Below are 10,223 nucleotides of genomic sequence, written 5' to 3'. Positions count from 1 at the left end.
CCCGCCTCTACCGGAGGCGTTAAGAGGGGGCCCCTCCTTGCACTCACAGGAGGCGGCGGCGGAAGCGCCACATCAGGGCGGCGTTGGCGACCAGCACCACGGCGCAGATCGCGCCGGCCAACCGTCCGGCCAGCACGGTCATCGCCGGCAGCGAGGCCCACAGCACGATGGTCATCAGCATCATGTACCGGCCCCGGCGGCCCCTGATCCGGCTGTCCAGCCGGGCGAAGAACCGTGGGTCACTTTCCCGCAGCTGGCGGGTGATCTGTTCGAACCTGCGCTGATCCTCTTGGCTGAGCATGGCGGTGTGCCTTCCCCTCACGGCTTCAGCGGTTCGGCGGCATACCCGGATCGGCGGGGGGTCACGCGCCGCCGCTGCTGCTTGTTTCGCCGGGTCGGACAGGCGGGCACGCACCGGTCGGGCACCCTCAGCGCAGGCTTATCCGTACCTTAAGTTTGTCTGATGTCGGGAACGGGTCCGGCGGCGTCGCGGCGGGGTGAAATCTCACCTCCGGGCGGTTCGCGACCGGGTCGCCCCTGCTCGGGGCGGGGATGGGCCGCGCACCCGACGGCGGACTCCGCGCGCCGGTCATGAGCACCGTCTTAAGTGCGCGCCAGCCCGCCCGAGGTCCGCCTTGAGCTGCCGGGACGGCCTGGCTACTTTCCCGTAGCAACACTCCGGCAACCGTCGCCGCCCCTGCACCCAACCCCCGGGTGGCAGGCGTGCCGGCGCTCGAAGAAAACGGGATAGGTACATGGCCGACCTGAACGTGCCACCGCGTCGACCCAGGGACGACCGCGGCTGGGACGGATACCAGCACCCCCACCCGGACGGGCACCGCGACCTGGACGCCGCCGCACCGTACGCCGGCGGGTACCCCACGCCGGTGCCCCAGCCCGCCCCGGGCCCGCAGTGGGTCGGCCCGAACGGCTTCGCCCCCGCCGGCCCCGCCGACCAGGGCGGCTACGGCCAGCCCGGCGGCTACGGCCAGCCCGGCGGCTACGGCCAGCCCGGCGGCTACGGCCAGCCCGGCGGCTACGGCCAGCCCGGCGGCTACCCCCAGCCCGGCGGCTACCCCCAGCAGGGCGGCTACCCCCAGCCCGCCGGCGGGTACCCGCCGCCGGCCGGGCCGGGACTGCCCAGTCTGGACGACGACTCCGACGACGCCCCGAACCGTGGCCGGCGGCGTGCCCTCGCCACGCTCGGCGGTGCGGCGGTCGTCGCCGGCGGCGCCGCGTTCGCCCTCTCCCCGCAACTGCGCGGCCTGTTCTCCGACGGCCCGGCGGCCGGTGACGCCACCGGCACGGTGACCACCGACGGCACCCAGGCCCGGCCCAGCGGCCAGCAGCCCAGCACAGTGCGGACCTACACCGAGCAGAACGAGAGCTACATGGGCTCGCGGGCCGGCGCGGCGCTCAAGCGCAACGCCCCGTCCGGCGGCCGGCTCTTCGGCGGCCCGGCAGCCGCCGCGGCGGCGACCGAGGTGACCGTGAAGACGGTGCTCGCCAAGGACCCGATCACCCACCTGGCCCGCCGCGCCACGTTCGGCCCCACGCCCAAGGTGATCGCCGACATCAAGCGGCTCGGCATCGACGACTGGCTGCGCCAGCAGCTCGAACCGGAGAAGATCGCCCCGACCAAGGGTGAGCTGAAGCTGGCCGAGCTGCCCTCGCTCAAGCTCAGCCCGGCCCAGCTCCGCGACCAGCGGGAGCAGCTCAACGAGCGGGGCGTCGACCCGGCCCGGGAGACGGTGGACGCCACCATCGCCCGGCAGATCTGGTCCGACCGCCAGCTCTTCGAGGTGATGGTCGACTTCTGGAACGACTTCCTGCACGTGGCGGCCGACTTCGACGGCGGCGAGAACTACCGCAACGCGTTCGACCGGGACGTCATCCGTAAGCACGCGCTGGGCAGCTACCCGGACATGCTGGTCGCCGCGAACAAGCACCCGGCGCTGCTGCTCTACCTGAACCAGGTCGACTCGCGCAAGGACGCGATCAACGAGAACCTGGCCCGGGAGAACCTGGAGCTGTACTCGGTCGGCGTCGACGGCGGCTACACCGAGAAGGACGTGCGGCAGGCCGCCATGCTCCAGACCGGCCGGGGCGTCGCCGACGGCAAGTACATGTTCTTCGCCGACCGGCACTACGTCGGCAAGGTGAAGATCCTCGGGTTCAGCCACGCCAACAACTCGACCGACCCGAAGGTCGCCGACCAGGTCATCGACTCCTACATCCGGTACATCGCGCTGCACCCGTCGACCGCGAAGTACGTGGCCCAGAACCTGGCCACCCGGTTCGTCTCCGACACCCCGCCGAAGTCGATCGTGGACCGGCTGGCGAAGGCGTACACCACCAACAAGGGCAACATCCGGCCGGTGCTGGCCACGCTGTTCAGCTCCTCGGAGTTCTGGGCTGCGGTCGGGCAGAAGGTGCGCCGCCCGATGGAGTACCTGGTGGCCACGTACCGGTCGCTCGGTGTCGGGCCGGACGCGGCGGCCGGGTTCGACGGCGACAAGCGGCGCACGCCGTTCGCCCAGGGCCTGCGGCAGATCCAGGACAAGATGCGCGAGCTGGGCCAGTACCCGATGGGCAAGCCCACCCCGGACGGCTACGCCGACGTCTACCTGGCGTGGACCTCGGCCGGCACCATGGTCGACGGCTGGAACGAGGCCGGTGACCTGCTCGGCGGCTGGCGCAAGCAGTTCACCTACGTCAAGCCGGAGAAGCTGGTGGCGAAGCCGCCCGCGACCGCCGGGGCGTACCTGGACGCGCTGGCGATGAAGCTGGTGCACCAGAAGCTCAGCGCCAAGGAGAAGAAGCTCGTGCTCGCCGTGGCCGGGGTGTCCGAGGGCGCCAAGGTCGACGCCACCTTCAACGGGGCCATCGCCGCGGTCGCGCGGACGATCCTCGCGTCCCCCCAGCACCACCTCCGGTGAGGCATTCGATGGAGATGACCGTGAACCCGTACCCCCTGCACCCCGAATGCCCCGACGTGCGGCGGCTGGCCGACAACCCGGCCGAGGCGCTGCTGCGCGCGGAGGCGGACGTCGTCGCGGCCGAGAACGCGGCCGAGGCGGACCGGTACCGCCGGCTGGAGGAAGTCGAGGAGGCCCAGCAGGACGGCCGGGGCGTCACCCGGCGTACCTTCGTCGCCGGCGCCGCGGCCACCGCGACCGCGCTGGCCACCGCGCAGTTCGTCACCACCTCGGCGTCGTTCGCGGCGACCAAGACCGGCACCCTCATCCACGTCTTCCTCTACGGCGGGCTGGACGGGTTGAGCCTGGTCGCGCCGGCCAGCGACCCGGTGCTCGGCAAGGCCCGTCCGGACCTGCTACTCGGCAACGACTCGCTGGCCCTGGACCGCGGCTTCAAGCTGACCAGCGCGTTCTCTCCGCTGGAGAAGTGGCTCAAGGCCGGGCAGCTCGGCTTCGTGCCGGCGGTGTCCGACCCGCGGCTGTCCCGCAGCCACTTCCAGGCCGCCGACGCCTGCAACCTGGGCGGCCTGCCCGGCGAGACCGGCGGCCGGGGCTGGCTGGACAGCCTGGTCGACGCGCTCGGCAAGGGCACCGCGTTCCGCAGCGTGGGCATCGGCAGCACGCTGCCGCGTTCGCTTGTCGGCGTGAACGGCGCGCTGGCGCTCAACAGCGTCGGCGACCTGCGGCTCAACGGCGACGACAGGTTCCGCGCGGCCACCGAGAAGGCGATCCGCGGCCTGTTCACCGGGATCAACCACCCGGTGGAGGACGCGGTCATCGAGGGCATGGGCGCGCTGGCCACCGCGCAGAAGCTCGCCGCCAAGCCGTACGCCGCGGCGGCCGGCGTGGAGTACCAGGGCGTCGGCAACGCCTTCAAGCAGCTCGCCCAGCTCATCAAGGGCGGGGCGAACGTGCGGGTGGCGACCGTCGGCATGGGCGGCTACGACACCCACGAGAACCAGGGCACCAGCGAGGGCGGCCAGCTCTGGCGGCGGCTCAACGAGCTGGCGAAGGCGATGGCGGCCTTCTTCACCGACCTGGGCGACCAGGCAGCCGACGTGACGATCATGGTGTCCAGCGAGTTCGGCCGGCGGGTCGCCTCGAACAAGGGTGGCACCGACCACGGGCACGGCGGTGTGGTCACCGTGCTGTCCGGCCGCAAGCTCGCCGGCTCGCTGCTCGGCACGTGGAACGGGCTGAGCAAGCTGGACAGCGGTGACGTGCCGGAGTACAACAACATGTTCAACGTCTACGGGTCGGTGGCCCAGGGTCGCTTCGGTCTGACCACCGCCGAGGTGGACAAGGTGTTCCCGAAGCAGAAGTTCACCCCGATCAAGATGTACGCGTGACATATCAGGACACCCACGCCGCCGGCCGTCGTACCGGGCATCCCGCCCCGTACGGCGGCCGTCCGGCTGCTTCCGTACCACCCGGCCGGCCGCGTCGCGGACCCGGCGGCCGGCGGGCGCTGACGGCGCTCTTCTGGCTCGGCCTGGCCGCCGCCGTCCTGCCCTGGTGGCTGGACACCCCGGCCGGCTCGCTGACCGACACCGCCGACCTGCTCACCGCAGGCGGCCGGATCACCGGCCTGATCGCCGGCTACCTGCTGCTGGTGCAGGTGCTGGCGATGAGCCGGCTCGGCGTGCTGGAACGCTCGCTGGGCGGCGAGCGGATCTCCCGGCTGCACCGCGACGTCGGCGCGACGCTGCTGGTCGCGGTGCTCACCCACCTGGCGCTGCTGGTGGTGGGCTACGCCCGGCAGGAGCGCAACTCGGTGTTCGGCGAGGTCGGCGCGCTGCTGTCCGACTACGAGGACATGGTCTCCGCGTTCGCGGCGGCCGGCGTCCTGGTGGTGGTCGGGTTCACCGCGGTGCGCGGCATCCGCCGCCGGTTGCCCTACGAACTCTGGTACGCCCTGCACCTGACCAGCTACCTGACCCTGCTGCTCGGCTACGCGCACCAGTTCAGCAACGGCGCCCAGCTTCACGAGCCCGGGCCGGCGCGCATCGGTTGGATCGCCGCGTACCTGCTGGTGGTGGCCGCGCTGCTGTGGGGGCGGGTGATCGCGCCGCTGGTGTTCAACCTGCGGCACCGGCTGCGGGTGGCCGACGTGGTGGCGGAGAGCCCGGACACCATCTCGATCTACCTGACCGGGCACCGGCTCAACCAGATCGACATGCTCGGCGGCCAGTACTTCCGCTGGCGGTTCCTCAACCCGGGCTGCTGGTGGGAGTCGCACCCGTTCTCGGTCTCCGCGGCGGCCAACGGCCGCTGGCTGCGGCTGACCGTGAAGGTCGTCGGCAAGCACACCGCCGAGCTGCGGGACCTCACCCCGGGCACCCGGGTCTGGGCCGAGGGCCCGTTCGGCACGTTCACGGCGGCGCACCGCACCCGCGAGCGGGCTCTGCTCATCGCCGGCGGCAGCGGCATCGCGCCGCTGCGGGCGATGCTTGAGGAACTGCCGCCGGGGGCGGCGCTGATCTACCGCGCGCGGCAGCCCGCCGACGTGCTGCTGCACCGGGAGCTGGACTGGCTCGCCCAGGCCCGGCAGACCTCGGTCTGGTACGTCATCGGTCGCCGCGACGACCCCGGGCCGCGCCAGGTGATGAACCCGGAGGGGCTGCGCCGGCTGGTGCCGGACCTGACCCGGCGCGACGTCTACCTGTGCGGGCCGGGCGGCCTGGTCGACGAGTCCGTCAAGGTGTTGCGGGCGGCCGGCGTGCCGCGCCGCCAGATCCACCTCACCGCGTTCGAGTTGTAGGAAGGCACCCATCATGCGTCGCGCGCTGCTGGCGATCACCGGACTGGCCGCCGGCACGACCGCCCTGGTCGTGCTGAAGGGCGGCCCGGGCGCCGGGCAGGCCACCGCTCAGGACCTGCCCGCCGCGCAGGCCCCGGTCGCCCCGGGCGGCTCGCCCACGCCCGGCGGGGTCACCCCGTCGGCCGCCGCGCCCAGCGTCTCGGCGACGCCCGGCGCGTCGGCGAAGCCGAGCGCCAAGCCGTCGCCGGACCGGAGGCCGGCCAGCCGGGGCAGCACCCGCACCGGCACCACCCCGGCCGCGCCGAAGACGACCACCAAGGCGCCGAAGCCCACCACCCGCACGGTCACCGGCTCGTCGGTCAGCTACAAGTACGGCTCGCTCCAGGTCCGGATCACGCTCAGCGGCACCCGGATCGTCGACGCCACCGCGACCGGGATGCCCCTGGGCGGCCAGTCCGGGCAGCGCAGCGACGACGTGCAGGCCCGCTACAGCGGCAGCTCGGGCGAGGTGGTGGCCAAGCAGAGCGCCGACCTGAGCACCGTCTCCGGCGCCACCTACACCAGCACCGCCTACCAGCGGTCGTTGCAGGCCGCGATCGACAAGGCGTGAGTTCCGCCGCCGCCCGGCCCGGCCTGCGCCGGGTCGAGCAGATCATGGGTACGGCGATCAGCCTCGACCTGGCCGACGACCTGCCCACCGCCACGCTGCACGAGCTGGCCGAGCGGACGTTCGACTGGCTGCGCACGGTGGACGCGCGGTTCAGCACCTACCGCGACGACAGCGAGGTGTGCCGGCTGGACCGGGGCGAGCTGCCGGTGGCGGAGGCGTCCGCCGACCTGCGCGCGGTGCTGGAGCGGTGCGCCGACCTGTGGACGTCCACGGACGGCTTCTTCGACGTGTACGCGACCGGCCGGCTGGACCCGTCCGGCTACGTGAAGGGTTGGGCGGCGCAGGTCGCCTCGGACCGGCTGGTGGCGGCCGGGGTGCCGAACCACTGCGTGAACGCCGGCGGCGACGTGCGGGTCCGCGGGCGCACCGCCGCCGGTGAGCCGTGGCGGATCGGCGTGCGGCACCCGTGGGACCCGGCGGCGACCTGCCTGGTGCTGACCGGCACCGACCTGGCGGTCGCCACCTCGGGGGTCTACGAGCGCGGGCACCACGTGGTCGACCCGCGCCGGGGCGCTCCGGCGGCCGGCCTGCGGTCGGTCACCGTGGTCGGCCCCGACCTGGGCGAGGCGGACGCCTACGCGACGGCCGCCGTGGCCATGGGCGCCCCCTCCGGCATCACCTGGCTGGACCGCCTCCCGCCCCCCTGGCGGCACGCCGTGGTCACCGACGACGCCCGCCTCCTGCACTCCCGCACCCTCCCCTGACACCCCCACCCCGCACCCCGCACCCCCTTGCGCGCTGTTTCACGGAAAGAGCGCTCATCCGGCCGCTGATGGGCGCTCTTTCCGTGAAACAGCGCGGCCTGAGGTGGGGTGGGGGTGGGTGGGGGTCAGCGGAGGGGGCGGTGGAGGGTGGCGGGGCGGGAGCCTGGGGGGCGGGGGCGGCCGGGGCGGGCGCCGCGTGGGCGGGTGAAGGTCCACGGGTGCGGGCGGCGCCGGTGGTGCCGCGGTGGTTCGGTGCCGCCGGTGTGGCGGGCCGCGTCGTCCTGGGACATCTCAACCCCCGCTCTGGCGCGGATGCGCCCTCGCCCGACCCAACGAGTGCGGTGGCGGGTAGGTCGCTGTCGGGCAGTTGTCGGTCAGCACCCGCGCCGGGGCAGCGGGAGGTGACCGGGGAACAGGTCGGGGGCGAGCGTGATCCCGGCGGTGCGCAACGCCGCGATCAGCGCGTTCTGCACCAGGTAGGAATCGGGCATCTGCCACCGGGCCTGCTCCGGGGCGACCGCCCAGCGCACCGTCCCCTCGGGCAGCCGGGTCGGCGGGGCCGGGATCCACGAGCCGGGGCCGTGCCGCACCACGTGGAAACAGTGCTCCAGCTCCGGCCGCAGCGGGTCGCCGGGGCGGACCAGGAACATCCAGCGGCCGGTCGGGGTGACCAGCACCGGCCCGCGTACGCCGGGGCCGGCCGGGTGGGTGGCGACCGTGTCCAGCACCCGCCGGCCCAGGTGGGCGGCGACCTCCAGCACGTCGAACGCGTGCCCGGTGGGCAGCAGCACGCCGTGCGGGCGCAGGCGCCACCAGGTGGCCACCCGGGCCGGATCGACGCTGGCCGCGTGTTCCCAGTCCTCCAGCGCCGGATGGCAGCCCACGGTGGGGCAGCCGGCCCGGCCGCAGACGAAGCGACGGTTGGCCAGGCATGCGCCCGGCGTGACCGGCCAGCCGTGCAGCGCGTACCGGACGGCGACGCGGCGCAGCCGCACCCGCTCCAGCGGCGACAGGTGAGCGACGCGCGGTCGGACGTTTCCCCACATGTGTGCCATCCCCTCTCGCCCCACCGGATCCGTCCACCGCCACACGTCGAGAACCGTCACTGCCGTAACCCGCGATCGTTGACTTGACGAACGGCCGGTGCAACTTGCACGAAAACTACGAGAACTGGCCTGACGGCTGACGCACAACCTGTGCGACCAGGGCAAATCTGGTGGACGCGGGGGCAGCGGCCGGCGTCGACCGGGGGAGGGGCAGGGATGGACGAACTACCCATAGGCCGGCGGGTGGCCTACTGGCGGAGCCGTCGCAAGATGTCCCAGCAGGTCTTCGCCGACCGGCTCGGCAAATCGAAGAGCTGGGTGGACAAGGTGGAACGCGGCGTCCGCCGGCTGGACAAGTTCTCCGTGCTCTACGAGATCGCCGACATCCTCCAGATCGACGTGCAACTGCTGCACGGCAAGGACCCGGAGCGGCGCACCGACGCGCTCAACTGCATCGACCAGGTCGAGGTGGAGGAGATCCGCACCGCCCTGGAGCGCTACGACTCGATGAGCGCATACTTCGACGCCGCGCCGTTCCCGCCGCCGCTGGACGACATGCGCAAGGCGGTCAACCACGCCTGGCTCACCTACCAGTACGGCCGCTACGGCATGCTCACCCGGGCGCTGCCCAAGCTGCTGCGCGACGCCCAGGCGGCGGACGCCACCTACGGCGGTGACGACCGGGGTCGCGAGGCCGCCCACCTGCTCGCGCAGGTCTACCAGATCGCCTCCTCGGTGCTGCGCAAGCTGGGCGAGTGCAACCTGGCCTGGCTGGCCGCCGACCGTTCGATGGGGGTGGCCCAGCGAGCCGACGACCCGCTGCTCGCCGGCATCGCCACCACCCGGGTCTGCAACGCCCTCGTCGCCATGGGCCGCCCCCGCCCGGCGCTCGAACTCAACGTGCGGATCGCCGACCGGCTCGCCCCGTGCGGCGACGACGCCACCGACCCCAGGCGGCTCTCCGTCTACGGCATGCTGCTGCTGCAGGGCGCGATGGCCGCCGCCCGCATCGGCGACTCGGCGACCGTGGACGACCTGCTCAGCGGCGCCGGGGAGGCGGCCGTGCTGCTGGGCGGCGACCACAACCACTACTGGACGTCGTTCGGCCCGACCAACCTCGAACTGCACCGCGCCGCGGCGGCGGTGGAGCTGGGCGACGGCGGCCGGGCGGTGGAGACGCACAACGCGCTGAACGGGCACGCGTTCAACGCGCTGCTGCCCGAGCGGCGGGCGCACCACCTGCTCGACCTGGCCCGGGGCTACTCCCAGATCGGCGATGTCGGCAGCGCCGGCGACATGCTGTTGCAGGGCGACCGGCTCGCGCCGTCGGAGATCCGCTGCCGGCCGATCGCGCACGAACTCATGTCCGAGGTCCTCCGTCGCACACGGGGTGCGCCGCCGCCGCCGATTGCGGAGTTGGCTGAGCACATGGGAGTCGGAGTATGAGCGCGGGCTCGACCGGATGAGCGGTCCGCACACCAGCACCGGGCACCGCGGGGTGCTCTACGTCATCGCCTGCGGCTCGCCGTTGGCCCGGCACGTCGGCCGGCTGGTCGACCTCGCCCGGTCCGACGGCTGGTCGGTCTGCGTGGTCACCACGCCGGACGGCGCCAAGTTCGTCGACCGGACGGCGTTGGCCCGGCAGACCGGCCACCCGGTCCGTACGCACTACAAGAACCCCGGGGACCCGGACGTGCTGCCCGCGGCGGACGCCATGCTGGTGTGCCCGGCCACGGTGAACACGGTGAACAAGTGGGCGGCGGGCATCACCGACACGTTGGCGCTCGGCCTGCTGGTCGAGGCGCAGGGGCTCGGGGTGCCGATCGCCGCCGTCCCGTACACGAACGTGGCGATGGCCGGGCATCCGGCGTTCCGGTCCAGCCTGGCCCGGCTCGCCGAGTGGGGCGTCCGGGTGGTCTTCGGCGACGACGTGGTCCGCCTGCACCCGCCGGGCACCGGTGAGCGGCACCTGGACGCCTTCCCCTGGGACGCCGGCCTGGCCGCCCTGCGCGGCGCGCCGCGACCGGTCGCGCCGGTCGCCCGGGCGGGGTGAGCGCGGGGGCC

At 73.4% G+C, this 10,223-nt stretch carries 9 protein-coding genes; 7 read left to right on the top strand and 2 right to left on the bottom strand.

The window, feature by feature from the left end; translation table 11 throughout:
• Positions 1–43 precede the first annotated feature (43 nt).
• Entirely contained in the window at positions 44–301 is a 258-nt protein-coding gene (locus tag AB0H28_RS11970) for a DUF3040 domain-containing protein (RefSeq protein WP_358037553.1), read from the bottom strand.
• A gap of 454 nt (positions 302–755) precedes the next feature.
• Here AB0H28_RS11970 and AB0H28_RS11965 point away from each other — a divergent pair, with 454 nt between their 5' ends.
• The 5 genes from AB0H28_RS11965 to AB0H28_RS11945 are packed head-to-tail and all read left to right on the top strand — an operon-like array spanning position 756 to position 7,113.
• Positions 756–2,939, top strand: coding sequence for a DUF1800 domain-containing protein (locus tag AB0H28_RS11965; RefSeq protein ID WP_358037550.1), 2,184 nt, complete (start codon positions 756–758; stop codon positions 2,937–2,939).
• A 14-nt stretch (positions 2,940–2,953) separates the two neighbouring features.
• Entirely contained in the window at positions 2,954–4,327 is a 1,374-nt protein-coding gene (locus AB0H28_RS11960) for a DUF1501 domain-containing protein (protein WP_358038215.1), read from the top strand.
• Entirely contained in the window at positions 4,324–5,739 is a 1,416-nt protein-coding gene (locus AB0H28_RS11955) for a ferredoxin reductase family protein (protein ID WP_358037547.1), read from the top strand. Before AB0H28_RS11960 ends, AB0H28_RS11955 begins: the two co-directional genes overlap by 4 nt.
• A 13-nt stretch (positions 5,740–5,752) precedes the next feature.
• A complete protein-coding gene (locus tag AB0H28_RS11950; RefSeq protein WP_358037544.1) occupies positions 5,753–6,349 on the top strand; it encodes an FMN-binding protein in 597 nt (198 codons plus the stop codon).
• Between the two features lie 44 nt (positions 6,350–6,393).
• On the top strand, positions 6,394–7,113 hold the full coding sequence (locus tag AB0H28_RS11945) for an FAD:protein FMN transferase (RefSeq protein WP_358038212.1): 720 nt from the start codon (positions 6,394–6,396) through the stop codon (positions 7,111–7,113).
• Between the two features lie 374 nt (positions 7,114–7,487).
• Here the strand turns inward: AB0H28_RS11945 and AB0H28_RS11940 are convergent, their stop codons facing one another.
• Positions 7,488–8,159, bottom strand: coding sequence for a bifunctional DNA primase/polymerase (locus AB0H28_RS11940; protein WP_358037541.1), 672 nt, complete (start codon positions 8,157–8,159; stop codon positions 7,488–7,490).
• Between the two features lie 216 nt (positions 8,160–8,375).
• Here AB0H28_RS11940 and AB0H28_RS11935 point away from each other — a divergent pair, with 216 nt between their 5' ends.
• The gene (locus AB0H28_RS11935; RefSeq protein WP_358037538.1) at positions 8,376–9,605 is read left to right on the top strand and encodes a helix-turn-helix domain-containing protein; all 1,230 of its coding nucleotides are present in this window, start codon (positions 8,376–8,378) and stop codon (positions 9,603–9,605) included.
• A gap of 16 nt (positions 9,606–9,621) precedes the next feature.
• Positions 9,622–10,212 (top strand): flavoprotein, encoded by a 591-nt coding sequence (locus tag AB0H28_RS11930; RefSeq protein ID WP_358037535.1) that lies wholly within the window; start codon positions 9,622–9,624, stop codon positions 10,210–10,212.
• The last annotated feature ends 11 nt before the right edge of the window (positions 10,213–10,223 follow it).

This window comes from Micromonospora sp. NPDC050980, from assembly GCF_040653835.1.
GTDB lineage: Bacteria > Actinomycetota > Actinomycetes > Mycobacteriales > Micromonosporaceae > Micromonospora.
Note: the sequence above shows the minus strand (reverse complement) of the source record. Positions and strands in the feature narration are given on the sequence as shown.

What these genes read in the sequence shown, in the direction of transcription:
- AB0H28_RS11935 (WP_358037538.1), top strand. Translation starts at nt 8,376, where the DNA reads ATGGACGAACTACCCATAGGCCGGCGGGTGGCCTACTGGCGGAGCCGT.
- AB0H28_RS11930 (WP_358037535.1), top strand. Translation starts at nt 9,622, where the DNA reads ATGAGCGGTCCGCACACCAGCACCGGGCACCGCGGGGTGCTCTACGTC.
- AB0H28_RS11940 (WP_358037541.1), bottom strand. Translation starts at nt 8,159, where the DNA reads ATGTGGGGAAACGTCCGACCGCGCGTCGCTCACCTGTCGCCGCTGGAG.
- AB0H28_RS11970 (WP_358037553.1), bottom strand. Translation starts at nt 301, where the DNA reads ATGCTCAGCCAAGAGGATCAGCGCAGGTTCGAACAGATCACCCGCCAG.
- AB0H28_RS11965 (WP_358037550.1), top strand. Translation starts at nt 756, where the DNA reads ATGGCCGACCTGAACGTGCCACCGCGTCGACCCAGGGACGACCGCGGC.
- AB0H28_RS11960 (WP_358038215.1), top strand. Translation starts at nt 2,954, where the DNA reads ATGACCGTGAACCCGTACCCCCTGCACCCCGAATGCCCCGACGTGCGG.
- AB0H28_RS11945 (WP_358038212.1), top strand. Translation starts at nt 6,394, where the DNA reads ATGGGTACGGCGATCAGCCTCGACCTGGCCGACGACCTGCCCACCGCC.
- AB0H28_RS11950 (WP_358037544.1), top strand. Translation starts at nt 5,753, where the DNA reads ATGCGTCGCGCGCTGCTGGCGATCACCGGACTGGCCGCCGGCACGACC.